Origin of the sequence: Kitasatospora sp. NPDC097605, assembly GCF_040302725.1 — a bacterium.
Lineage (GTDB): Bacteria > Actinomycetota > Actinomycetes > Streptomycetales > Streptomycetaceae > Kitasatospora.
The window spans coordinates 1-22,707 of sequence record NZ_JBEOSF010000060.1 but is presented as its reverse complement, the minus strand read 5'-3'; the positions used below and the strand labels follow the sequence as shown (position 1 = coordinate 22,707).

Sequence of the window (22,707 nt, the reverse complement as noted above, 5' to 3'; positions counted from 1 at the left end):
GCCGGCCGTGACCGTGACCGTCGCCGAGCGCGTCTTCGAACACCGCCGCCTCCGGCATCTCACCCGGGAGGTCGTCCTCGACACCGCCGAGTCCGCCGGCCTCGGCTACAGCGGGGCGGGCTCGGAACGGAGTGCGGACGGGGCCGTCGGCACTCCGGGCACGTGGGGTTTGCCTTCGCTGTCGACGGTCGTGCTGCCGGGGTAGCGGAGGCACTCCGAAATGGCGAAGACCTCCAGAACGCCGCTGGGGTAGAACCGCACCCCTGTGCGGACCGTGACGCCGTCGCCGGTGGCCGGGGGCCGCAGGTACAGGTCGGCGTCCTCGGCCGGGCTCTCGGAGGAGGAGGTGATCTCCCATCCGGCCGCCGTCAGCGTCCGCCGGGCCCTGGCCATCGCCTCCACGGCCTCGGCGGCGGGCACACCCTCCAGCGCCCAGCTCTCGTGCACGGCGGCCGTGCCGGGCTCCGGAGGAGGGGAGTCGTTCAGGGCTTCCCCCAGCCCGCGGGCGTAGCAGCTCTGGACAGTGGCCTCGATCCCGCTCCCGGGCCAGTCGGGGTCGAGCCGCGCCGACGGCAACTGCAGCGCGTCGTAGATCGTCTGCGTCTGCCCGTCCAGCCGCTGCGCGACCGTCACCGGATCGGCGACCGGGAACGGCTCCCCTTGCCAGAGCTCGACGGCCTTCAGCCCGGTGAGGAACACCACCCCGACCAGCAGCACACCGGCCGCGCTCAGACGCGCCGCCTTCCACTTCCTGCCCGTACTGCCAAGCTGTCGACCGGTCATGGAGCCGATGCTCCCCGCCACGCCGATCCGCCGCATGAGTACCCGTACTCAACCCCGGGCGGGCCGTGAGCCACAGCCCGGTGACGGGAGGGGACCACCTCACCGGACCGTCAGTGGCACGGGCTACTGTCGCGGGACAACGCGCGGCGGCACAGGGAGCGAACCGGTGGGAATCGACGAGGGTGGCAAGTGCGGTGGCACGTGGGCGTGGCCGGCCGGGCTGACCGACGAGCGCAGCCGGACCATGCTCGCGGCCGGGGAACTGTCGTGGTGTTACGCGTACCTGGACCTGAGCGCCACCTCGGCCGGGCCTCCGCAGACGGCTGCCGAGTGGTTCGGGACCGCCCTCGCGGACGCCGAGGGGCTCTTCGTCCTGGGCGAGGCCCTGTACCCGACGGACGACGAGAACGTCGCGGTCCTGCTCGACGGTGAGAGCGGCGCGGTGTACCTCGCGTGCCCCGATGAGAGCGGTGCGCTGCGGCGGGACCTGCTGGCCAGCAGTCCCCGTGCGTTGATCGCTCTGGCGGTGGTGGTGGAGGCGGTCACGCTGACCGCCGCGGGCGCCTACGAGCGCGACGAGGACGAGGTGCTGCCACCGTACGGACCCGCCACCGCCGACGCCGCCGTCCGGCTCGGACTCCGGGAACTCCGCGAGGCCGACCCGGACCTGTGGCAGCGCACTGGCGGCCGGCCCGCCCACTGGGAGACCGCCCTGCGGATCCGTGCGCTCGCCTGGGGCGCCGGACCGCCGGCAGCGGACGGAGTGCCGTACACCGTCGGACCGGACCTGGTCGAGGACCTCGCGGAGCTCACCGGCACGGGAACCGTGCGCCGCTTCCTCCCCGAGGAACTGCCCGCCCGGCTCACCCACGCCCCGACCCGGCGGCTGCTCACCGAGGTCGGACTGCCGGTCTCCAGCCGGGGCCCCCTGACCGTGCCCGCCGAAGGGCCGCTCGTCACCATGGCGCAGGCCTTCCCCGACGCGTACGCGGACACCGAGGACGAGGAGCCGAGCGCCCGCCCGTACCAGGGCGACCACCTCGCGCTCGGCGGCTGGACGTACGACCTCGAAGCCACCCTCGACGGCGCTACCGGACGCGTCGAGCTGCCGGACTGGCACGACGACGACCAACCCGCCCCCTACCTCCACCGTGACCTGGCGACGCTGCTCCACGTCCTGTGGACCTACGAACGACTGCGTGCCGAACGCCGTCGCTGGGGCTCCTCCACTCCGTCACCGTGGGCCGTCTTCCGGCCCTGCGACCTTCTCGACGGCGTCGTGGTTCCTGTTCTGCGTTCTCTCGATCCGTCGGCCTGGGCCGTCGAGGGCCAGTACTGGCCGACCCGGGCCGATGACTGCCATATGGGAGAGTTGTTGGAGTAGCGGCGGGGTGGGCAGGCAACGTCCGGGGCGGGGGCCGTCCTGGGTGATCGGTCGGCGGGGTGGTCCGGGCGCGTCGCCGAAGTTTCCGGTGCGTAGGCGGGCCGAGGTCCGGTAGCGTGCGCGGAGGAGTGCCGGGAAGCCTGGTCGGCGAACAAGGGGCAGTTGTGTCCGTTGGCCGGTCCGGGGGTGGTGTGCGTGGCGCTCGACGCGAGGTCCGCCGGCACGCCGTCGGCCGGCCCGCGGCTTCCGGCCCGCCGCCCCCTTTTCGCTCCGGCCCGTTCGGGCTGGTGGAGGGCGTCGAGGTGGTCGCGGCCGGCGCGTGCGTGCAGGACGGCCGGGCCGAGCTGCTCGCCGTCCATCGTCTCCGGTTCCCGCCGCCCGGCGGCGGCCGGCTGCGGGCCGAGGGCCTTCAGTCCCAGGCCTGCTCGCGGTAGAGGGCCGGACGTCCGGTGCGGGCCGGGCCGGGCAGCGGCCGCCCGCGCATACGGCGGCGCCCTGTCCGTGATGATCCGTCACCGTCCTGCCGTGACGGAACCGGGCGTGCGCCCGCAGGCTGCCCCGCCGGACCGCCGAGAAGGGGGCGCCTCGTCAGATGCTGTGCCGGGTGCTTCCGTCACCGGAAGGCGGTGACGGAAGCTCGTCGACGGGCCGGTCGGGGACAGGCGGGTCCGCCTGGGCCTGCGGGTGCGGCGCTTCGTGCGCGGCGACCCGTCGTGCGGGCGGCGGGAAGCCCGTCTGGTGCGGTGTCGTCGTCCGGATCGGAGGCGTCCGTGCGGGCCGCTGTGCCCGCGCGGACCGGCCACGGGCGCCGGGACTCGACGTCCTGCGCCGGCCTGCTCGCGTCCCGCCCGCCCCGGTCGGTGGGCACCGGGCCCCGGCCGTCGACCAGCTCACCCCGTCCCGTCCTCGGCGCTTGTGCTGTGCCGGTCCTCCTCCGTGACGGCACTTCACCCGCCGGTCGCGCCGGTCGCCGTGGCCTGCCCGGTCTGCCGGGCCTGGCGGGCGCTGCGCCCGCGCGCTCGGGGAACAGGAAATCTTGCGGTCAGCGGGGTGGAAAATGGCTCTCGCCTCTCCCGGTTGTGCCGAAGGATTTCCTGTCCGGGTGGGGTCGCTGTGTGGGGGAGTTGCTGTGGGCGTGGCGGGGGCGGGTCACCGGGCTGCGTGGCGTCCGCCGGCCGCCGGTGCCGCGCGCCGGCCGGTGGGTTCGTGCTGGAGCGGGTTCACGGCGCCGGCGCGTACGTGCGCAGCCGTGAGCGGATCCGGCGTGGTCTCGGCAGCGATGCCCCGGCGCGGCAGCAACCGGCGGACGGCCGTGCCGGAGCAGGCCGTGCCCGCCCCGAGTTCACCTGGCGTGGCCGTGGTGTTCGGCGAGGAGTGTGTTCAGTCGCTCCACTTCGCGGTCGAGGAGGACGTGTTTGTCGTCGATGTAGGGGAGGTGGATCTTGCGGCCGTCGGTGTGGAACGCGTAGGTGAGGTATGCGGGTGCGCCGCGGCCTGTGTGCGCGTTCGGGTTGGGGGCTTTGCCGAACCGTGTGATGTCGGTCCAGGGCAGCCGGCGGCGTCGCAGCACGCCGCGGACGGTGATCCCTTCGGCGGTGACGAGTGTGCCGGCCCTGGCGACGCCGACGATGACCAGCAGGCAGAAGCCGAGCACCAGGAGCGTGCCGATCGCCTTGCTGGACGGCGCGAACTCCTTGTCGCTCCAGAGTGGCAGCAGGGCTCCGCAGGACAGCAGCAGGATGGTGAGCGCGAGCCCCCCGACCCGCGCCGTCGCCACCCGGTACTCGTGGGGAACCCTCAGCCGATCCTCGCTCATCGCGCCCGTCCCTCGGTCGTCCTCACCGGCCCGCCGCCACGGCCCGTGGCCGGCCGGATTCGCAGTATAGGGAAGGGAGTTGCTCGCCGACAGGCCACCGCCCGGACGGCCGGCAGCCCGCCCGGACCACGGGCGGGACAGCGCCGCTCCCGCGGCGGTGACCTCTGGACCCGGAAGCGCCACGCGACCCGAAGGCAGATCGCGCACACGGGCGACGCCGGGCACGACACCGCGGACGGGCAGAGGCCGGTGCGCCGGTCCGTCCGGGCCCTGGCGGGGTGTCCGTTCGGGGGTGTTCGTTCGGGGGTGCCGTGCGGTGCGCCCGCGACAGCCTGGCCGGGCCTCCTGCCGCCGGTGATCGGCCTGGCGTACTGCCGGCCATCCCGGGAGCGCCGCACCGGCACGGGATCGGCGGGCCGGGTTCCCGACGGGCCCGGGCTGGTTCCCGGCCCTGCGGTAGCGGCGGTCCGCTACACGGCTGATACACGACTGCGTGTCGGCGGAAGCCGCGCCACCACCGGGCCGAAGTGCCGGTCGCGGAGCCTGTAGGCACACCCGGTGGCCCCCGCCCCGGGACGTTGTCCCCTTTTCTGGCTCCGGGAGGCCGCCGTCATGTCAGTTCCCACACCATCCGAGGACCGGCAGCGGCGTGCCGCGCCCGGCCGGCTTGCCCTGGCGCGCCGCGGGGCGCTGTGGGCGTTGGCCGCCGTCCTGCTCGCCGGGACCGGGGTCGGGGCCGGAGGCGGGGCCGCGGGCGGTGATCCCCGGGCCGCCGGCGGGGCGCCGGTGCTGCCGGCACCCGAGGCGGTCGCCGCTCTCGCTCTCCCGTGGCCACAGGAAGGACAGGCGGCGGTCGCGGCGGCCAAGGTCGGCGTGCTCGGCGTCAAAGGACCGCAGCGGCCGGTGCCGATCGCGAGCGTCACCAAGGTGATGACGGCGTACGTCGTTCTCAGGGACCACCCGCTCGAGGACGGTGAGGACGGGCCGACGATCACGGTCGACGCGCAGGCCGCCGCGGAAGCGGGTTCGGCGGAGGAGTCCACCGCCCCCGTCACCGCCGGGCAGCGCCTGACCCAGCGCAAACTGCTGGAGGTGATGCTGCTGCCCTCCGCCAACAACGTGGCCCGGCTGCTGGCCCGGTGGGACGCGGGCAGCGAGGAGGCGTTCGTGTCCCGGATGAACGCGCAGGCCGCCCGGCTCGGGATGACCGGCACCACCTACACCGGGGCCAGCGGGCTGGAGGCCACGACCGTGTCCACCGCCGCCGACCAGCTCAAACTGGCCCGCGAGGCGATGAAGGACCCGGCGCTGCGGGCCACGGTGGCCCTGCGCGACACCACGCTCCCGGGCCGCGCCGCACCGCTGCGCAACACCAACAGGCTGCTCGACGTGCCCGGGGTGGTGGGCCTGAAGACCGGTTCGACGACCTCGGCCGGCGGGAACCTGATGTGGGCGCTGCAGGTCGCCGACGGCACGAGCGGCTCGGGGCGCCGGCTCGTCTACGGGGTGGTGCTCGCCCAGCGCGCCGGCACCACCCCGGCCGACGGCCTGCGGGCCGCCCTGGAACGCAGCGGCCTGCTCGTCGAGGCCCTGCGGCAGAAGCTGCCCGGCGTCCTGCCGGCACTCGACGGCGGCCGCCAGGAGTGGGCATGAGCGCGCGCACCGGCACGGCCGCGACGACACCCCCGGCCGTCGACACCGACACCGACACCGACACCGCCACGCCGGCCCACGGGCCCGGCGACGACGGCGGGCGCGGGCCCCGCCGCCGGACGCCCCGCGGCCGGACGCCCCGCCGCCGGACGCTCCGCCACCGCGTCCTCCGCCACCGCGTCCTTCGCCGTGCGACCCGTCGCGCCGCGGGGCGGCGCGGGCGGCTGATCGCGGGGGCCGCCGTCGTGCTCGCCGCCTTGATGGCCCTGAGCCCCTGGCTGCCGAACGGCCCGCTCAACCTCGTCAGTCTCTGGCAGACCGTGCTGCCCTGGTCGGGCCTGGGCATCACGCTGCTCCTCCTCCTCGCGGCCCTCCGGCGCTGCACCCTGGCAGCGGTGGCCGTCCTGCTGCCCGCCCTCGTCTGGACCGTGCTGTTCACGCCCGCCCTGGTCGACAAGCGCACGGACGGCGGGGAGTTCACCGTCGTCAGCCACAACGTGAACGAGGACAACCCCGACCCGCGCCGCACGGCACGCGCCCTGGCCGGCTCCGGAGCCGACGTCGTGGCGGTGGAGGAACTGGCCGCCCGGGCGCGCGAGACCTACCGGCGCGAACTGGCCGCCACCTACACCTACTCCGAGGTGCACGGCGGCATCGGACTGTGGAGCAAGTACCCGCTCCAGGACGTGGAGACGGTGGAGATCATGCCCTGGACCCGGGCCCTGCGCGCCACCGTCCTCACCCCCAAGGGCCCCGTCGCCCTCTACACGGCGCACCTCGCCTCGGTCCGGGTGCGCCCGGACGCGGGATTCACCACCGCCGCCCGCAACGAGGCGGCGGCCAGGCTCGCCGCGGCCGTCCAGAGCGAGCCGCTCGCGAGGATCGTCGTCCTGGGCGACCTCAACGGCTCCTTCGACGACTCCGCGCTGCGCGCGCTCACCGGGCCGCTGCGCTCGGCCCAGCGGGAAGCCGGCGACGGCTTCGGCTTCACCTGGCCCGCGCCCTTCCCGGTGGTGCGCATCGACCAGATCCTGGTGAAGGGCGTCACCCCGTGCTCCGCGTGGACCCTGCCGGACACCGGCAGCGACCACCTCCCGGTCGCGGCGTCCCTGCGACTGTGACGACCCCGCCCGCACCGCGCCCGGGTGGCGTGCTCGGCCTGCCCGTACCGCCCCCGGTACCGGGGACCGCCCCCGGACGTGCTGGAATGATGACCCGACCCCGAGGCGATGACACCGGAGAGCTCTTGTCCGCCACCCGAGTACCCGAAGCGGTCAACGTGCTCCTCGTCGAGGACGACGCGGTCATCCGCCGCTCGGTCCAACTGGCCCTGGAACGCTACGGCTACCAGGTCGACGTCACCGGGGACGGCCTCGACGCCCTGGACGCCGTCCGGGCCGGCGCGCACGACGTCCTGATCCTGGACGTGATGCTGCCCGGCCTCGACGGCATCAGCCTGTGCCGGCGCGTGCGCGAGGAGACCCTCACCCCCGTCCTGATGATGTCCGCCCGCGGCGACGCCCTGGACGTCGTGGCCGGCCTGGAGGCCGGTGCCGACGACTACGTGGTCAAACCCGTCGACATCCCCGTCCTCGTCGCCCGCATCCGCTCCCTGCTGCGCCGCGCCGCCTTCCGCGACGACCCGCCCGCGCGGCCCGGGCGGGAGGACCCGGCCGCGGCCGGCGGGCCGAACAGCCGCCACCGGCACGTGCCCGCCGGCCAGGCGCCGGACCTGCTCGCCTTCGGCGGCCTGACCATCGACCTGCGCGGCCTGGACGTCCGTCTGGACGGCCGTGCCGTCGCCCTCACGCCCACCGAACTGCGCCTGCTGCTGGTCTTCGCGGAGAACCCCGGCACGGTCCTGGACCGCCGCCGCCTGCTGCGCGAGGTGTGGGACTACGGCTGGGAGGGCGACACCCGGGTGGTCGACCTGTGCGTGGTCCGGCTGCGCCGGAAGATCGGCGCCGACCGCATCGAGACGGTCCGGGGCTTCGGCTACAAACTTCTGCGGGGCTGACGCGATGACCGCACGACGCACCGGCCCGCGCCTGCTGGACCCGCGCTCCCTGCGCTGGAAGATCACCGCCCTGGTCGCGCTCGCCTGCGGCGCGGTCGCCGTGGTGATCGGCGTGCTCGTCCACCAGGCGACCGCGGAGCGCGGCGAGCGGACGGGGCGCGACCTGGCGATCGCGCAACTGGGCGCCGCCGAGAAGGAGTTCTCCCGCACCGGCCGCCGCCCCGACAACGCCTCCCTGCAGCCCCGGGCCGACCTGCCCCAGCCGCTGGCCCGCGCCCTCGAAGACTCCAAGGCCCCGGGGGAGTACGCTCTGTGGTACGACGTCAAAGCACCGAACTGGTACTGGATGTGGGCGGCCGTCCCCGTCGGCGACGGCCGGGTGCTCGTCGTGCGGAGCGACATGAGCGCCACCGTGCGCAGCCTCCAACTGCTGGACCGCAGCATCGTCAAGGCCGCCCTGGCCGCCCTGGCCGTCGCCGTCCCCGTCACCGTGCTGGCGGCGGAGCGGATGAACCGGCGCCTGCGCCACGGGTCCCGGACCGCTCGCCTGATCGCCGACGGCGACCTGGACGCCCGGATCGGCCGCCGGGGCCGCGCCCGGGACGAGATCACCGAGATGTCCACGGCCGTGGACGAGATGGCCGCCACGCTGCAGGGCCGGCTCGCCGCGGAGAAACGCTTCACCGCCGACGTCGCCCACGACCTGCGCACCCCGCTGATGGGCCTGGTCACGGCCGCCGGCCTGCTGCCCGAGGACGACGAGGCCGCCGACCTGGTCCGCGCGCAGGTCCGCGCCCTGCGCGCCCTGGTGGAGGACCTGCTGGAGGTTTCCCGCCTCGACGCCGGCGCCGAGAGCGCCCGCCTCGACGAGGTCCCCCTGGGAGCGTTCGTCGACGAGGTGAGCGGGAAGGGCGACGGCGCTGTCCGGCTGCGGCTGTCGGCGCCCGCCACCGTGCGGACCGACCCGCGCCGCGTGGAGCGCATCCTCGCCAACCTCCTCGCCAACGCCCACCGGCACGGCACCGCCCCCGTCGAGGTCACCGTCACCGGCAGCCGGATCACCGTGCGGGACCATGGACCGGGCTTCCCCGACGCCCTCCTCGCCGACGGGCCGCAGCGCTTTCGCACCGGGGCCGCCGAACGCGGCCGGGGACACGGCCTCGGCCTCACCATCGCCACCGGGCAGGCGGCGGTCCTCAACGCCCGGCTGACCTTCGCGAACGCTCCCGACGGCGGAGCCCTCGCCACCCTCGACCTCCCCGACCCCTGAACCCCGAACCCACCCGGCAACCCCCGCGCCAGCCGCCCGCCGTCGTGGCCGCCCCGCCGTCGTGGCCGCCGTCCTGGTCGGCCGTCGGGCCGTCCCGTCGCCGCCCGGTTCGACCGTCCTGCCCGTCGTTCAGGTGTGCTGAGCTCCGGCACCGGGCGCTCGTGGCCGGGTGGCTGCCAGGCCGCCCGGTGGCCGCCCCGGCGGCGCCCTGGAGGGTGTGCCGCTGAGCCGGGCGGGCCTCTGGGCGAGGACGCCGCGCGGGGGAGCAGTCCGCGGAAGGTCCCGCAGCGGGCGGCGGCGGCCCGCCGCTACTCCCCGGCCCACGGTCGAGCAGGTGGTGGCCGCGATCCGGGCCGACCCCGCCATCGCCGCGGCCGCGGCCGGCGCGCTGCAGCCCACTGGCCGCCGCTCACCCGGCCATTCTCCCGTCCCCCGGCGTGCCGGTGATCACCACGGCCGGTCGCCGGGTTCCCCGTCCGGCAGGAGACCGTGGTGGTGGCGGGCGACCGCCTCCAGCAGCGCCTGGCGGGCCTGGCGCCAGCGGACGTCCTTGGCGCGGCCGGCGTCGGCGGCCCACATGGGCAGCGGCCGGTCCTGCGCGGCCGCGGCGAGGTCGCGGCCGAGCGCGCCGATCGCCCGCTGCCAGTCGGTCAGCTGGAGCAGCAGGCCGCGCACCAGGGTGTCGACCGCGGCCACCGGGTCGCTGTCGAACGTCCGTGCTTCGGCGGCGGCCTCCGCCAGGACGTCCTCGTCCAGGTCCTCGAACGCCTCGCGCCAGGGCGCGGCCGCCTCGGCGTAGGCGGCCAGGACCGCGTGAAGACCGGCATCGAGAGCGCCGGGCGACCACGGAGCGCGCGGCGGGCCGACGGTGGCGGACCGCACCCGTCCGGCACCCGGCACGAACCCGCGCCGCACGGTCCCGCTCACCCGGCGGCCGGCCCAACCGGGCGGCCGAGGCTGCCGGTACCGCCGCCGTTCGCACCACCGGGGCCCACCCGCGGGTCCGACTCGGCGGCGACGCGCAGCGGGTCCTCCCACCGGCCGATATCCCGGCCGGGCCCGGGATCGTCGGCCACCCGCCCCCACAACCGGCCAAGGTCCCCCTCCCCAGCACCGGCGGCCCGCCGCGGCGCCACCGGCGCGGCAACGACCCGCACCAGGCCCCCGCCGTCGGAAGCCCCGACCCCGTCGAGGGGGCGGGAACGCGGTGACAGTGCGGACAGCGGAGAGGTCGTCATAGCCGGTGCAACGGCGCGGAGCCCGGCCGGTCACGGGTAGCGGCGCGTGCGGCAAAGCCGGGGCGTGGCTCTCCACGACGCAGGACACCGCGGTGCCGGCGACGGCCGGCCGCCTCACCCAGGCCGCCGTCCCCCCTCACACCGGCGGGATTTCCCACCGCCACGGACCGGCCGAGGCAGAAGCTGCGAGGCCACCTGCCCGGCCTCCCCACGTTCGCCCGGACATCGGCGCAGGCGACCACACCCGCGCGCGCAGAACACCTACAGAAGAACGCCCGCCCCCGACAGGCGGAGCCCGGCGTACCCGCCTGATCCCCCCGGCCCCAGCCCACGCCGCGGGCCGCACCGCACCACCGCTGCGCCCGCCGTCCGCCCCGCCCGCAACGACGACCGGGCCGGCCCGGCCCGGCCTCGACGACGGCGTCCATCGTGGCGGCCGCCGATGTTCTTCATGGTGTGCGGTGTGGCGAGCCAGGTTCCCAGGTCCCATCGGCCGACCACAGCCGGCACGCACCACCCTCTGCGCCACCGGGCGGGTGCCGGGGACGACTCACGCGAGTAGGGCCCGGCTGAGCGGCAGCGGTCGCGGGAGGGGCTGCTCCCATGGAAGGGGCTCGGGACGCCACCGGCGCTCGGGCGTCGCCCCGACAAGTTGGCGCCGGGCCGCCCATCCGGTGGCGGCCCGGTTCATGCACGCCCGAACCCCTTGGCGCCCGCGGCGCTCTCGGACTCGGTCTGAGCGGCCCTGGTGGCCTTCCGGATCGGGGGCTTCTCGGCGGTGCTGGTGCCCTTCACCGCGTCGCTGGTCTTCGGGTGCTGCTCCCGGGCGTCGGCGAGGGCGCGCTCCAGGAGGGCCATGAGGTCCATGGCGACTCCGCCGGGCGGCAGGATGCGCGACTCGGGAATGTGCGGGGGCTCAAGGGGGCGAGGCGGGCTTCGACGACCTGCTCCAGGGCGTGGGCGTACTCGTCGTGCTCGGCCTCGATCCGGAGGTCCTCGGTGATGGCGTCCATGAGGGTCCGGGCGAGCTGCACTCCCTGGGGGCGCAGCTGGAGGTCCTGCGGTGCGGGTCTCCCAGGGGCCGGCCTCGGGCTTGGCAGCCGCGCGGCCACGGGCGCCGGGTCCGAGCAGGACGCTGCCGAGCGGGCAGGTGACAACCCCGCTGCTGGCCAGGTATCGTGACGATCCAAAACATTTGAACGCGTTCAATGTGGGGGTGGGTGATGGGAGATCCACAGGTGCAGGATTCGGTGCCGCGCGGCGCACGGGTCCTGGCGGTGCTGGCAGTGCTATGCGCCGCGCCGGCGGTGTTCTGGGTAGTTGACGTCGGCGGGTCGGTGATCGACGGTGGCCTCGTCGTTGGAGCGCTGGTCGCGGCCGCACCGCTCCTCGCGCGCAAGGCTGCCGACTTTCAGGTGTACTGCCTGGTCGCCGGGTGGGCACTGCTGGCCTTCTCGACCCTGGGCTTCTTCACGGGGCTGTTCGTGCTGGCCCCTGCGGGCGTGGTCCTTCTCGCGGCGGGACGCCGGGCACGCCCCGGCTCGCACCGTCTGGCAGCCCTGGCCGGCGGCACGGTGTCGGCGGTGACCCTCGGCCTGGCCGGCTGGGCGATCGGCCAGATCTGGATCTCCCCGTACTTCCAGGACCCGGACGCGTACCTCGCCACCGTCCGGGAGGACAGCCCGCTCCTGAGCGCCACCTACTCCGTGCCGACGGCCCTCCAGGGGGCGGGCGACAACCCCGTACTCGGCCACAGCGTCTCAGACCTCTCCCCGAGCGGGAACGGCGGAATGCCCGCAGCCCGCCTCGTCGTCGTCTTCGACCCCCGCGCACCCGCCGCCGCCCTCGCCGACCTCCGGCAGAAGATCGCAGACCTCCCGGGCATCGAAGACGTCAGACTCTGCGACCCGCCCACCGGAAACTGCCGCTGAACCCCCACCGGCGCACCATCCACGCAGGCCTCGAACCGCGCCGCAGTCGCCGGTCCCGGCAGCCCGGTGGCCTGGGTCGTCGCGGACCCCGCCGTCCTCCAGCCCCTCACGACGGCTTCCGTGCTTCCGGCACCGGCCGAGCCGCCGCCCTCCGCGACGGCGCTGAACGCGATGAGCGCCTGACCGGCCCGCTCGAGGCGACCGCGCCGGCGGCCCGGGCCCGCGACGCCCAAAACCGCGGTCCTGCCGGTGCTCGCCTGCTCGCCGGCCTGCTGCCCCACGGCAGCCTCGACAAACGATGGCGGTGGGTTCTCCAGGCCACCGGCCGACTCCGGGATGCTGGCGCGGTCGGGCGGAATCACCAGAGCCCTCCCTGTGACCGGGGAGAATAGGCGGCGTCTGGACCGGAATCCGTCGAAAGGAAAGATCGGCGGGGCGGTCAGCGGGGTCGGGGACAAGGCCTCACAACTCCTGCCGTGATCCGCTGGGCGGGCGTCAGGGCAGGAGTTCCAGGTGCCCTGCGTATTCGCCGGTCTTCAGGTATGTCCGCATGAGGGCGAGAATTCCCCGGGCTCGTTGCGGCCCCCAGCCGAGCACTGCGGCATTCTCGGACCCGAGGATGAAATTCAGGATGATCATGTCGCGCATCACCAGGAACTCGTCGAACTGCGCCGCTGCTGCCGGGAGGCTGCGGACGGACCGGTAGCCCGCCAGATAGCGTTCGGTGAAGTCCTCGTACGCAGGCCGGTCGTCCGCGCAGGTACGCAGGACGGATGACAGCACCGTGGCCACGTCGAGCATGGGAAAGCCCCAACCGCAGTCGTCGAAGTCGATGACAGCCGTGGAGCCGTCGTGGGTTTCAAGGAGGTTGCCCCGGTGGAGGTCCGCGTGGATCACGCCCCAGTCGGCGCCGCCGGGCTCCGGAAGCCGGGCACCCACGGTCGCGGACACCTCCTGGAGGAGCCGGTACTCGTACTCCGTCAGGCGGCGCCGTGCCGTCGCACTCTTGAGTGCGGCCCCCTCGGCAAAGACCTCGCGGTGGCCCCAGCCGGGTCGGACGAAGCCCTCCGGCGGCCGGAACCCAGCTGAATGCTCGTGCAACCGGGCGGTGACCGCGCCGAGTTCCGCGGCCGCCCGGGGGCGTGCGCAGGACGGTGCCGCCCGCCCGGGGATCCATCCGAAGACCACCGCCGTCACCGGCCCGGGACAGCCGGCCAGTTCCAGGCCGACGACCTTGTCACCGGCCGGGGTCGGAACCGACACCGGCACACTCACCGCCTTGTCCGAGAGGATTGCCTCCATCCAGTCGAGTTCGGAGCGCTGTTCCGCCTCGCTCCGAGCGTCGCGCACCGAGATGCGGAGCGTGTACAGGGCGCTCTGCGGGTGGCCGCTCCGACGTCCGGCGAGTCGGTACACCGCGTTGTCCTCGTACTGCACAAGGCGCACGGCATCGCATCGGATGTCGTGGATCTCCGCCACCCGGACGGCCAGCGCCCGCAGTCGGGCCCGCTGGGTGGCGCGTGACAATCCGTAGAAGGAGCGTTCCAAGGGAGTTCCTCGATTCGGCGGCCGGATGCGGTTCCGGTCCTCGGACGAGACACGGGCAATCCGTCGGGTCCGAACAGTGGTCAAGGCCGGGAAGGCGGACGGCCGAGGGCTCCCGGTCTGCGTAGGGCCGGTGGAGGATGGGCTCGGAGTGGCCCGGCCCGGGCGGGCCCTCCCTTACCGTCAGACCTCGGGAGCAGAGGGTCAGTGGCGGTCCCGATCACTGGAAGTGCCGGGCCGGGCCTCCATTTCACCACAGCGGCAAGTAACTGATCGCTTCAGAATGACAACTGAGCCGGCCTCGGGCCCCCGTGAGGGGCCCTGTCCGACTGCTCCGTCGGTCGCCCGCGACGACGCCGACGAACCGGCCCCAGATACCGGCCGGGCGCCCTGTCCCCGTGCTGGTCTCGCCCGCCCCGCAACCATCGGCCCTCCTGCGGCCTCCGCCCCGCCGCCTGGAGCGTCGGGCGCTGTGCCAGGCCAAGCCACCGGCTCCGGCCTCGGCCCTGGTCACACGCGGTACCCCGTATCTGATAGCACTGACAGTCCGTGACCGGCCACAGAACGGAGCCCTTCTCCATGGACGACGGGAACCACGTCACGCCCAACGGCTACTGGGATCCGCTGCCGACCGCCCGCCGTCTGCTCGCCGAGAGCCGATACCTGGACCAGTTCGACGGTCTCTGGCGGGAGCGCAACTGGCGCAACGTTCCCGGTCCGTTCTACGGCGCCGACACGGACACCATGGAGATGGGCCGGCACGACGCGCCCTTCCACATCGTCTACGACGACGACGGCCGGGAGTTCGTCTACCGCCAGCCGACCGACCCGGCGCAGGTCTACGACCTCGTGCACGGCTGCTTCTTCGGCCACGGCGGCTTCGCGATGGACGGTGACGACCACTGGACCGTCCCGGCCGTCCGTGACTGGTGGCAGGAGCGCGGCCGGGTCCGGGAGTGGGCCGTCGCGGCCGCAGACTTCCAGGCGCGGATCCGCGGCGAGTACCGGGAGCACCACCGCGACGCCGCGCAGGGTCTGCGCGACTACATCGCCTATCTCGACCGCGGCCTGGATGACTACCTGCGTGGCTACCTCTTCTGGCTCGCCGAGCGCCGCCCACCCCACTCGGGCGAAGCCCGGCCCGACCTGGGACCGTCCCGCCGCCGTACTTCCGTGCCGTCCGCCACCGCAGCCGCCGGCGACCCGCTGCTCGCGGGCTACTTCGTGGCAGCCCCCGAACAGCTGGCCGGTCTGGACATCCCGCACGAGCGGCTGACCACGGCCTGCGACTGCCTGCTCGACCGACTGCCGGTGGACGGCTGTTGGTTCGACACCCCGCAGGAGGCTCTGGACGCCTGCGCGATGATCCAGATGCCCGCCGGAGCCCGGCTGTTCGCACTGCTGGTACCCCCCGAGCACGCCGACGGCCTCGTCCGCGACATCCGCGCGTCCGCGATGTACGAGCCGGTGCTGCTCGCCCACCTGGACCGCCCGGCCGACGCGGCCCCCGGCCCAGAGCCGGCCGGCGGCGGGCGCGGGATCGGCTGGGAGGTGCTCGGCTACGACGGCGGCATACTCCACAGCTGGCTCTGCAACGACCTGTACCAGGACGCCGTGCGCGACCTCGCGGTGACAACCGACGAGCGCGGACTCCTTCCTTCCCGCGAGCCCGCCTACCGCCTCGCTGCCTGGGCCAACGCCCTCGACAGCACCAAGCCGGTCACCTGGTTCCCGGCCGCCCTTGTCGAGTGGGACACCCCGGTCGAGAGCCGGTTTGTCCCGATCGTCACAGAGCCCCCCGCCCCCACCCCCGTTCCCTGGTGGAAACGCCTCCTCGGGCTCCTCTAGCAGTACTTCTGATCTCGGTGGCAGAGACGGAGGCACCCGGTGGTGGCGAAGACATCCGGCGCCGCTCGCGCGATGGGCCGCAACCTGGTCGGACCGTGAACCGCCCTTCGTGGCCGGCGGCCTCGGATCGCACCTGGCTTACCCCGCTACCGGCAGGCAGGGTGTGCCGGTCGGGCGGTGCGTGTCGGTGGTGCTTTGTACGCTTCCCATGCAGACCTGCGAGGAGCGGGTCTTCGGGGAGGGACGATGGCGGTGCGCAGGCCGGTCGACGGTGAGGTACGTGTCCACTACGGGCAGATCTATGTCGAGAGCGATCCCGACAGTGTCGGGCCCGGCTTCACGGAGGCGTTCGCGGACCAGGACGCGGGGTTGTGCGGCGCGGCGATCCCCGGTGCGCTCTTCCTGGTGACGGGCCTGCACACCGGCAGCGTCGGGTTCACCGTCGAGGTGCACGACGCACAGCCGTCGCTGGATCCGGTGTGGGAGGACGTGGTCGAGGTCTCCTTCCGTCCGGTGTCGCACCGCAGCAGGCTGGTGCAGTGGGCGGGCGAGGCCGCTTGGGATCTGGACCTGGAGGAGCGTGACTACCGGGTGCGGTACTGCGCGTACGGCATGGACACGGGCAGGGGACGGGACACCAGGTTTTCCGACGAGCCGCTGGTGGACCGGTACCTCCTGCAGCTGTGGCCCGCCCCGCCGGGGCCGGAGTGCGTGCTGCGGCAGACCAGTGAGATCGCGGCCTACTGGCACGACTACGCCCGTCGGCTCCCGTCCCGTCCCACCGTCGAGGAACGTACCAAAACACGTCGCGTAGAGGACGAGGCCGCCCGGTGTCGGCGGGAGGCCCTCGAACGGTGGCGGTGGGGTGGGACGGCACCGAGCGAGGCCCTGCGCGGTGTCGGCGGCAACGTCCGCGGCCTGGTGGCCTTCGACGCGCCTCTGGTCCATGCGCCGGGTGGCATATCGGCCTCGAACGGCCAGGCTCTCGGGTCCTGACTGGTTCGGCATTCAGGGCGCCGACAACAATGACAGTGACTACTGCTACGTCGACTACTCGTTCGACTCGAGCCACTCGACCCGCAGCAGGGTCTCCCGGCAGCAGGACGTCAACACCAACTGGGGCTACTACGGCATCACGGTGACCTCCAGTTACATCTGCTTCCACGTCTGCAAGGAACGCCAGAACGACCCGGACATCTGCTCCGGGTGGGTCACCGCCACCACCTGATCCACCGGTTCACCAGCCGTCGCAAGGAGTGAACGCGTGCCACCAGTCCTGCAAGCCCGGGCCCTGCATCTGAGCTACGGCCCGGCCGCCGCGGTGGCGGGCGTCGATCTGAGCGTCGACCCCGGAGAGGTGGTGGGCGTGGTGGGGGCCTCCGGCTCAGGGAAAACCACCCTGCTGCACTGCCTCTCCGGGCTCCTGCTCGCCGACACCGGCAGTGTGCTCTTCCGCAATCGGCCGGTCGAGGGGATGACCGTGCGCCAACGCGACGAACTGCGCCGTTCCCACTTCGGCTTCGTCTTCCAGTTCGGTGATCTGGTGCCGGAGTTGACGCTGCTGGAGAATGTCTCCCTGCCGTTGCGCCTGCAGGGGCAGCGGGCGAGGGAGGCCCGGCGCAGGGCCGGTGAGCAGTTGGAGGCGTTGGGGATCGGAGGGCTGGGGCGTCGGACGGTCGGGGAGGTGTCCGGGGGCGAGTTGCAGCGCGCGGCGATCGCGCGGGCGTTGGTACACCGTCCGGACGTCGTGTTCGCGGACGAGCCGACGGGAGCCCTGGATGACCACAACTCCGAGGTGGTGTTCGGCCTGCTGCTGGAACAGGCGCGGGAGCACAGGGCGGCCGTAGTGCTGGTGACCCACGACCGGCACCTGGCAGCGCGCACCGACCGCACCGTGGTGCTGGCCGCGGGACGGGTGGTGGAGGCGGCGTGAGCCCGACAGTCACGGTACCGGCGGCGCTGGCGGTCGCGTGGCGGGCGGTGCTGTCGCGCCAGGCGCGGCGCCGGGTCGTCCTGCTCGCCCTGGTCGGGACGATCGCCGCCCTCGGAGTCCTCGCCACGGTCGGTGCGGCGGCGGCGAAGGGGCGGGAGAACGCCCGCACCGGCGCGATGGTGCCCGTGTTCGGCCCGCAGGCCGGCTTCGGAGGAGCGCCCGTTTTCGGCCGGCCCGACGTGCCCGAGACCGGGTGGAGCGAACTGGAGCACAACTACGGCGGCCAGACCGTCAAGATCGTGCGAGTTGCCGACCCCCACGCCCGCGGCCCCTTGCCGCCCGGCATCACCGCCTGGCCGAGCCCTGGTCGGGCCCTGGTCAGCCCCGCGCTCGACCGGCTGATCCGCAGTGCGCCCGCCTCCCTCGGACAGTGGTTCTCCGGGACCGACACCGAGGTCCTGCCGGCCCGTGCGGTGGGCAGCGCGGGCCAACTGATCGCCTACCTCGGCGTCGCACCCGGGGAACTGGGAACCCAGCAGGGCCCGCTGACGGGCTTCGGTGGGGCGGGCGGCCGCGGATTCGGCTGGTACCCGGCGCTCGGCTCCATGCTCTTCCTGGTGATGCCTGCCTTCGCGCTCGTCCTGGCCGCCAGCCGCTTCGGCCGCCAGGTCCGCACCACCCGCTACCAGGCGCTGCGCCTGCTTGGCCTGCCCGGCGTCCACGCCCGGCTGGCGGGTGCGCTGGAGACGGCGGCGCCGGTCGCTGTCGGTGCGCTGGTTGCCGGGCTCGCCTGGCCCCTCCTGCTGCCGGACATGTTCGCCCTCCCGGTCACCGGCCGCTGGCTATTCGGGGCGGACCTGCGGGTCCCGGCCGGGCAGTCGGCCCTCGCCGTTCTCGGCGTCGCCGCCCTCGCCGGAGTGCTGGGCGCGGCCACCGTCTCAGGCTCCGACCGCGCCTCGCGCGAGGTGCGCTTCCTGCGCCCGGTGCGGCTCACCAGCCCCTGGGTGGCGCTGCTGTTCGGCGCCGGACTGCTGCTCCTGGCCGTGGCCTACGCCCGCCACAAGCCGCGTGATCCGCTGCTGTGGGCGGCGATCGTGCTGCTCGGCGCCGGTCTTCCCAGCGCCGCCGCGTGGGCGGGCCAGCGGCTGGCCCGGGTCCTCGGACGGGTCGAGGCGGGCGTGGTGTGGCTGCTGGCGATGCGGCGGCTGGGGGCGGACCCGCAGTCCCGCTTCCGAGTCGCCGGTATGGTCGGCATTGCCGTCTTCGCCGTCGGCGCCGCCCAGCCCGTCTCCCAGGTCATGGCCCAGCCCAACCTGCCCTGGGTCGCGCAGGCACGCGCCGCTGGCCACACCGACCTGCTGGCCAGGGCCGAGACCCTGGAGGCCGTTCCCCTGCGCCTGACGGATCCCCCGGCAGGTGTGCACGGCCCGGTTCCCGCCGTTGCCCTGTGGTCCCCGGGCCAGGACCCGGCCGTCCGCCCCGCGCACAACGCCCTCGTCGCCGACTGCCGCCAACTGCAGGAACTCTTCGCCCGGCCGCTTTCCAACTGCGCCGGCGGCCGGATGACGCTGCGGGCCAGCGGCCCGCTGTCAGCGGACGGGGAGCCGGCAGGGCAAGCGAACGGTCCGTCGGACATGAGCGGGAGCCTGCTTCTGCGCTCCACCGACCGGACCCGACAGACGAGCGTCGCGCCCGTCGCGACGACGCTCGACCTGCCGGCCGACCAGGACACGCCGGTCGGGGCCGTCATGGTGCTTCCGCCCGACGACCCCGCTCTCGCCGAAGTGGGTGACCCGTTCACGATCGCCGCTTACCTGAGGGTCACTGTGGATGTACCGGCCTGGGAGGAGGCCAGAACATGGGTGGTGTCCTCCTCACCCGCCTACCGGCTGGAAAACTCCTACCAGCTGTCGGAAGTCACCGACAGCACCGGCAGCTGGGTCTTGCTCGGGCTGACCGCCGCTGCCGCCGTCACCGTCCTCGGCGCCCTGCTGACCGTTGCCGAGGATGGCGGACGCCGCCGGGAGTGGTTCGCCCTGCGGGCCCTCGGCGTGCCCCGCGGCCGGCTGACGGCCGTCCAGCTCACCGAAGCCCTGGTCACCGCCATCCTCACTTCGGCCCTGGCCACCCTCGCCTCTACGGCCGTCGGCGTCGCCTATCTACGGATCAACGAGGACCACCTCGACAGTGGTCTTCCCTACCTCTTCGCGGCGGGGGCCGGCGTCGCCGCGATCGTCCTCGCCGCGGCTGCCAGCAGCTGGGTCACCCTGCGCCGAGCCCACCGATAGTCAGGGCTTCGGCGGCCGGTCGCCTCGGCCGGGCGCGCGAAGCCTGTCACACGCTGCAGGTTCTACCCGAAGTGGTGCGGGCTCAGGTCGCCTTGTCGGACGGGGTAGTGCTTCTCGCCGTGAGGAGGCGTCTGTTCACGGCGGCCTTCAATGTGGTGCGGTGGTACAGGAGCAGGTCCATGCGTTCCTCCGGGTCGGCAGTCCGCGCGGCACCATCGTGGCGTAGGCGGGGACGCCGCTGATCGTCTCGACGAGGTTGCGCAGGCCGGGGCGGACGGGGCGGGGCGGGCCGGTGGCGTGGGCGGCGCGGACGAGGGCGAAGAGGTGGGCGCCCTCGGCGTCGTCCAGCAGGAGGATGCGGGCGATGGCGTCGGGACGGCGTCGGTGGCTCCGCGGGCGTCGCCTCGTTCGAGCCGGATGACAGTAGGGGACGCTGACGCCGGCGAGCTCGGGGGCCTCCTCGCGGCGCAGGCCGGGGACGCGGCGCGTGCCGCAGAGCGGGGAGAGGGTGAGGCCGGCCTGCTCGGGGGTGACGCGGACCCGGCGGGTGGTGAGGAAGTCGCGGATCTCGCTGCGGCGGTCCATGCCCCTGACCCTACGACCGCGTACCTCGCGGAGACACGGCGTGGGGTCCCTGCCAGGGTCCGCTCCACCGCCCCATTGGAGGATCTGGCGGTGTTGGGTGGAGAAAATCCGGCCGGAAAGCCGTCGTGATGCCGCCGCTGTGCGCCCGCCGGCCTGGCTGCCCTTCGAAGACCGCCGAGCGGTTCGGCGGCCGGCGGGTCACTCTGGGACCGGTGTCCCGCGTATCCCGGTCCTAGCCGAACGACGTCCCCCAGATCGATTGATGAGGAAGTACACCGTGCAGCACGTCACCCTGAACAACGGCATCGAGATGCCGATCCTCGGCTTCGGCGTCTACCAGATCCCCGCCGACCAGACCGAGCAGGCCGTCGCCGAGGCCCTGGCCGCCGGTTACCGACTCCTGGACACCGGCGCCCGTCCGACGGCCTCCTCGGAGTAGTCCTGCAGCTCCTTCGCCTCGCTGAAGTATCCGGCGATGCTCCCGTCCTCGAGCATCTTCCCCACGATGTCGGGGTTGCCGCCGTAGCTCAGCACGGAGATCCGGGACTCGCGGAGGATCTTCTGGTAGTGCTCCCTGACTTCGGCTTCCAGGCCTGCGAATGCCTTGTGGCTGGCGTCGATGGCGGCGTTGATCTCCGTCTCGGCGACCCGGCTGCTGATGAAGGCCATGAGGACCCGCCCGAAGGAGACCGACGACACCAGCACCGGGGGATCGTCCGGTCCCAGGGAGCCGTCGCTCTCCAGCTCCGCCAGGTCGTCCTCGGTGAAGCTGTCGTCGATGAGCTCGTTGGCGTTCTCCCACACCGCGGTCGCGGTGAAGGCCCGCTCGCGCAGATAGTAGACGATGCTGTTGTACTCCTCCTTCCTGCTGAACTTCGTCTCGACGTTCGCCGAGAATCCGCCGTACTGCGCGGAGAGGCCGAGTTCGAGACAGAGTTCCTCGCTCGAATAGGCGCTGGTCTGCTGGTACCGGATATCGGGGGACGTGTTCTTCTTGCCGTTGACGAGGCCGCGGACCGCGTCGTGCACCTTTGCTCCGTCGGGCTGCTCGACCGTGTCCGAGTTTCCCGCCGAGAGTGCGTCGACGACGATCTTCAAGCTTCCCCGCTTGTCGCCGGGAATGCCCACGGTCTGGAGGGAGCCGTCAGCGATCAGCGACTTCGAGGAGACGATCTCCCCGGGCCACAGCACGGCGGTGTCCGGGCTGAAGGTGAGGATCTCGAGGGGGGTCGCGGTGACGGTGACCCTCTGCTTGGTCCCTGTCACGTCTCCGTGCTTGATCTCCTCCTCTTCGCCGATGTTCTGGTGTCCGGACTTCTCGTGCGGGGCGATCTCGTCCCACTTCTTCCACTGCTTGAGCTTCGCGACCAGGTCGGCCTTGCCGTCGCCCGCGGCCTGCTGGGCCGGGGCACCGGCGGCCTCCTGCGCGGTGAGGTGCCGTGCCATGACCTGCTTCCCTTCGATCCGGCCGTGCCGGCGGTCCCGGGCATAGCACCGGCTGGGCGGGCCGCCCGGGCCTCCAGGTGAGGGACCGGCCGTGTGAATCCCGGCGTCCCTCTGGTGCGTCGGAGCCGACGGGCGCGCATCGATCGTGGGTGATCCCGCCGCCGGACAGCGGTGACCGGTGCGCCGAGGACCGTCGGCCTCCACCGCGTCGTACCGATCGCATACGTTCTGTAGCGTTGCGGCTACCCCCTGCTCGAGCGGCGAAACGAGGAGCCGCCTGCACCTCCATCGATCGCCGGCCCGCTCTCTCAGCGACGTCCGTCCCGATTCCGGGGGACAGCCACGTGCCCGGCCGTCGGGCCAGGCCGGCAACGAAGCCGAAAGCCCGCGACTCAAGACCCGAACGCCCCGCCCCGCCAGGGCCGGACCCACCCCAGCCGCAGCTCTCCCGTGCGGGGCCTGCGCCCGCGCTCGAAAGCCTCCTGCCGGACGCCGGGCTGCGCCCGGGTGCGGTGGTGTCGGTGCGCGGTGCCGGCACTGCGCCGCCGGCACCGCGTCGCCACCGCGACGGCGCCCGGCTCCGAGGGGCTGGGCCTGCTGGCCGCAGCCGAACCGGGCGTGGGCCTCCCGCGCCTGGTGGTGGTCGCGAGACAGCGGGGGAGCGGTGGGCGCAGGCGCCCCTGGCGCTGGCGGACGGCGTGGGGTGGTGCCGGGCCCGGCCGGTGCGGTGGACGCGCACGGTGGCGCGGGTACAGGCGATCCCCGGGCACGGCGCGCGGGCGACCGCGGAACCGGCCGGCGAGCAGGCACCCGGCGGGTGGTGCGTACCCCGTGGGGCGCGCACCGGGAACGGCGCGGGCACGCGGGCCGTGGCGGGCAGCCCGGCCCCCCCGGCAGAGCGACCCGCGCGCCGCCCCCCCCCAGCCCCGCCCGGCGCGCCCGCGGCCCCCCAACGGGGCCGCGGGGCGAC

The 22,707-nt window shown here is 73.8% G+C and carries 19 protein-coding genes and 1 pseudogene; 13 read left to right on the top strand and 7 right to left on the bottom strand.

Annotated features, from left to right (window positions below; translation table 11 throughout):
* Positions 1 to 105: 105 nt before the first annotated feature.
* Positions 106 to 783, bottom strand: a complete 678-nt coding sequence (locus tag ABTX81_RS37955; RefSeq protein WP_350555210.1) for a hypothetical protein — start codon at positions 781 to 783, stop codon at positions 106 to 108.
* A gap of 166 nt (positions 784 to 949) precedes the next feature.
* Here ABTX81_RS37955 and ABTX81_RS37950 point away from each other — a divergent pair, with 166 nt between their 5' ends.
* Together ABTX81_RS37950 and ABTX81_RS37945 are read left to right on the top strand one after the other, a co-directional pair.
* Entirely contained in the window at positions 950 to 2,167 is a 1,218-nt protein-coding gene (locus ABTX81_RS37950) for an SUKH-4 family immunity protein (protein ID WP_350555208.1), read from the top strand.
* Positions 2,168 to 2,358: 191 nt separating this feature from the next.
* The gene (locus ABTX81_RS37945; RefSeq protein ID WP_350555206.1) at positions 2,359 to 2,601 is read left to right on the top strand and encodes a hypothetical protein; all 243 of its coding nucleotides are present in this window, start codon (positions 2,359 to 2,361) and stop codon (positions 2,599 to 2,601) included.
* A gap of 908 nt (positions 2,602 to 3,509) precedes the next feature.
* Here ABTX81_RS37945 and ABTX81_RS37940 read toward each other — a convergent pair.
* Positions 3,510 to 3,983 (bottom strand): PH domain-containing protein, encoded by a 474-nt coding sequence (locus tag ABTX81_RS37940; RefSeq protein ID WP_350555204.1) that lies wholly within the window; start codon positions 3,981 to 3,983, stop codon positions 3,510 to 3,512.
* 612 nt (positions 3,984 to 4,595) lie between these two features.
* Between ABTX81_RS37940 and ABTX81_RS37935 the strand changes: the two genes are divergently transcribed.
* The 4 genes from ABTX81_RS37935 to ABTX81_RS37920 all read left to right on the top strand — a co-directional run bounded on the left by ABTX81_RS37935 (position 4,596) and on the right by ABTX81_RS37920 (position 8,923).
* A complete protein-coding gene (locus ABTX81_RS37935; protein ID WP_350555202.1) occupies positions 4,596 to 5,636 on the top strand; it encodes a D-alanyl-D-alanine carboxypeptidase family protein in 1,041 nt (346 codons plus the stop codon).
* Positions 5,633 to 6,757, top strand: a complete 1,125-nt coding sequence (locus tag ABTX81_RS37930; protein WP_350555200.1) for an endonuclease/exonuclease/phosphatase family protein — start codon at positions 5,633 to 5,635, stop codon at positions 6,755 to 6,757. Before ABTX81_RS37935 ends, ABTX81_RS37930 begins: the two co-directional genes overlap by 4 nt.
* Positions 6,758 to 6,846: 89 nt before the next feature.
* Complete coding sequence (locus ABTX81_RS37925; protein ID WP_502892949.1) at positions 6,847 to 7,653, top strand: response regulator transcription factor; 807 nt, start codon at positions 6,847 to 6,849, stop codon at positions 7,651 to 7,653.
* A 4-nt stretch (positions 7,654 to 7,657) separates the two neighbouring features.
* Positions 7,658 to 8,923 carry a sensor histidine kinase gene (locus tag ABTX81_RS37920; protein WP_350555197.1) on the top strand — a complete coding sequence of 422 codons (1,266 nt, stop codon included), beginning with the start codon at positions 7,658 to 7,660 and terminating at the stop codon, positions 8,921 to 8,923.
* A 447-nt stretch (positions 8,924 to 9,370) separates the two neighbouring features.
* On the opposite strand, the gene ABTX81_RS37915 is transcribed toward ABTX81_RS37920, so the two are convergent.
* Positions 9,371 to 9,805, bottom strand: a complete 435-nt coding sequence (locus tag ABTX81_RS37915) for a hypothetical protein (protein WP_350555194.1) — start codon at positions 9,803 to 9,805, stop codon at positions 9,371 to 9,373.
* Between the two features lie 1,043 nt (positions 9,806 to 10,848).
* On the bottom strand, positions 10,849 to 11,028 hold the full coding sequence (locus ABTX81_RS37910; RefSeq protein WP_350555192.1) for a hypothetical protein: 180 nt from the start codon (positions 11,026 to 11,028) through the stop codon (positions 10,849 to 10,851).
* Positions 11,029 to 11,399: 371 nt separating this feature from the next.
* On the opposite strand from ABTX81_RS37910, the gene ABTX81_RS37905 reads away from it, so the two are divergent.
* Positions 11,400 to 12,092 (top strand): hypothetical protein, encoded by a 693-nt coding sequence (locus ABTX81_RS37905; protein WP_350555190.1) that lies wholly within the window; start codon positions 11,400 to 11,402, stop codon positions 12,090 to 12,092.
* A 495-nt stretch (positions 12,093 to 12,587) separates the two neighbouring features.
* On the opposite strand, the gene ABTX81_RS37900 is transcribed toward ABTX81_RS37905, so the two are convergent.
* Positions 12,588 to 13,640 (bottom strand): phosphotransferase enzyme family protein, encoded by a 1,053-nt coding sequence (locus ABTX81_RS37900; RefSeq protein ID WP_350555188.1) that lies wholly within the window; start codon positions 13,638 to 13,640, stop codon positions 12,588 to 12,590.
* 576 nt (positions 13,641 to 14,216) lie between these two features.
* Between ABTX81_RS37900 and ABTX81_RS37895 the strand changes: the two genes are divergently transcribed.
* From ABTX81_RS37895 to ABTX81_RS37875, 5 genes are all read left to right on the top strand, one after another.
* Complete coding sequence (locus ABTX81_RS37895; RefSeq protein WP_350555185.1) at positions 14,217 to 15,485, top strand: hypothetical protein; 1,269 nt, start codon at positions 14,217 to 14,219, stop codon at positions 15,483 to 15,485.
* Positions 15,486 to 15,731: 246 nt separating this feature from the next.
* The gene (locus tag ABTX81_RS37890) at positions 15,732 to 16,481 is read left to right on the top strand and encodes a hypothetical protein (RefSeq protein ID WP_350555183.1); all 750 of its coding nucleotides are present in this window, start codon (positions 15,732 to 15,734) and stop codon (positions 16,479 to 16,481) included.
* Positions 16,441 to 16,713, top strand: a complete 273-nt coding sequence (locus ABTX81_RS37885) for a hypothetical protein (RefSeq protein ID WP_350555181.1) — start codon at positions 16,441 to 16,443, stop codon at positions 16,711 to 16,713. Before ABTX81_RS37890 ends, ABTX81_RS37885 begins: the two co-directional genes overlap by 41 nt.
* A gap of 36 nt (positions 16,714 to 16,749) precedes the next feature.
* Positions 16,750 to 17,418: an ABC transporter ATP-binding protein gene (locus ABTX81_RS37880; protein ID WP_350555179.1), complete on the top strand. Its 669-nt coding sequence runs from the start codon at positions 16,750 to 16,752 to the stop codon at positions 17,416 to 17,418.
* Positions 17,415 to 19,706 carry an FtsX-like permease family protein gene (locus tag ABTX81_RS37875; RefSeq protein WP_350555177.1) on the top strand — a complete coding sequence of 764 codons (2,292 nt, stop codon included), beginning with the start codon at positions 17,415 to 17,417 and terminating at the stop codon, positions 19,704 to 19,706. The genes ABTX81_RS37880 and ABTX81_RS37875 overlap by 4 nt, the downstream gene beginning before the upstream one ends.
* A gap of 147 nt (positions 19,707 to 19,853) precedes the next feature.
* Here the strand turns inward: ABTX81_RS37875 and ABTX81_RS37870 are convergent, their stop codons facing one another.
* Entirely contained in the window at positions 19,854 to 20,291 is a 438-nt protein-coding gene (locus ABTX81_RS37870) for a hypothetical protein (protein WP_350555175.1), read from the bottom strand.
* Between the two features lie 277 nt (positions 20,292 to 20,568).
* Here ABTX81_RS37870 and ABTX81_RS37865 point away from each other — a divergent pair.
* A pseudogene (locus ABTX81_RS37865) lies at positions 20,569 to 20,706 on the top strand (aldo/keto reductase); the annotation flags it as partial.
* On the opposite strand, the gene ABTX81_RS37860 reads toward ABTX81_RS37865, so the two are convergent.
* Positions 20,682 to 21,737, bottom strand: a complete 1,056-nt coding sequence (locus ABTX81_RS37860) for a thiol-activated cytolysin family protein (protein ID WP_350555173.1) — start codon at positions 21,735 to 21,737, stop codon at positions 20,682 to 20,684. The pseudogene ABTX81_RS37865 and the gene ABTX81_RS37860 sit on opposite strands and share 25 nt — an antisense overlap.
* Between the last annotated feature and the right edge of the window lie 970 nt (positions 21,738 to 22,707).

What these genes read in the sequence shown, in the direction of transcription:
- ABTX81_RS37890 (WP_350555183.1), top strand. Translation starts at nt 15,732, where the DNA reads ATGGCGGTGCGCAGGCCGGTCGACGGTGAGGTACGTGTCCACTACGGG.
- ABTX81_RS37860 (WP_350555173.1), bottom strand. Translation starts at nt 21,737, where the DNA reads ATGGCACGGCACCTCACCGCGCAGGAGGCCGCCGGTGCCCCGGCCCAG.
- ABTX81_RS37940 (WP_350555204.1), bottom strand. Translation starts at nt 3,983, where the DNA reads ATGAGCGAGGATCGGCTGAGGGTTCCCCACGAGTACCGGGTGGCGACG.
- ABTX81_RS37920 (WP_350555197.1), top strand. Translation starts at nt 7,658, where the DNA reads ATGACCGCACGACGCACCGGCCCGCGCCTGCTGGACCCGCGCTCCCTG.
- ABTX81_RS37870 (WP_350555175.1), bottom strand. Translation starts at nt 20,291, where the DNA reads ATGGACCGCCGCAGCGAGATCCGCGACTTCCTCACCACCCGCCGGGTC.
- ABTX81_RS37910 (WP_350555192.1), bottom strand. Translation starts at nt 11,028, where the DNA reads ATGGACCTCATGGCCCTCCTGGAGCGCGCCCTCGCCGACGCCCGGGAG.
- ABTX81_RS37895 (WP_350555185.1), top strand. Translation starts at nt 14,217, where the DNA reads ATGGACGACGGGAACCACGTCACGCCCAACGGCTACTGGGATCCGCTG.
- ABTX81_RS37935 (WP_350555202.1), top strand. Translation starts at nt 4,596, where the DNA reads ATGTCAGTTCCCACACCATCCGAGGACCGGCAGCGGCGTGCCGCGCCC.
- ABTX81_RS37955 (WP_350555210.1), bottom strand. Translation starts at nt 783, where the DNA reads ATGACCGGTCGACAGCTTGGCAGTACGGGCAGGAAGTGGAAGGCGGCG.
- ABTX81_RS37930 (WP_350555200.1), top strand. Translation starts at nt 5,633, where the DNA reads ATGAGCGCGCGCACCGGCACGGCCGCGACGACACCCCCGGCCGTCGAC.
- ABTX81_RS37925 (WP_502892949.1), top strand. Translation starts at nt 6,847, where the DNA reads ATGACCCGACCCCGAGGCGATGACACCGGAGAGCTCTTGTCCGCCACC.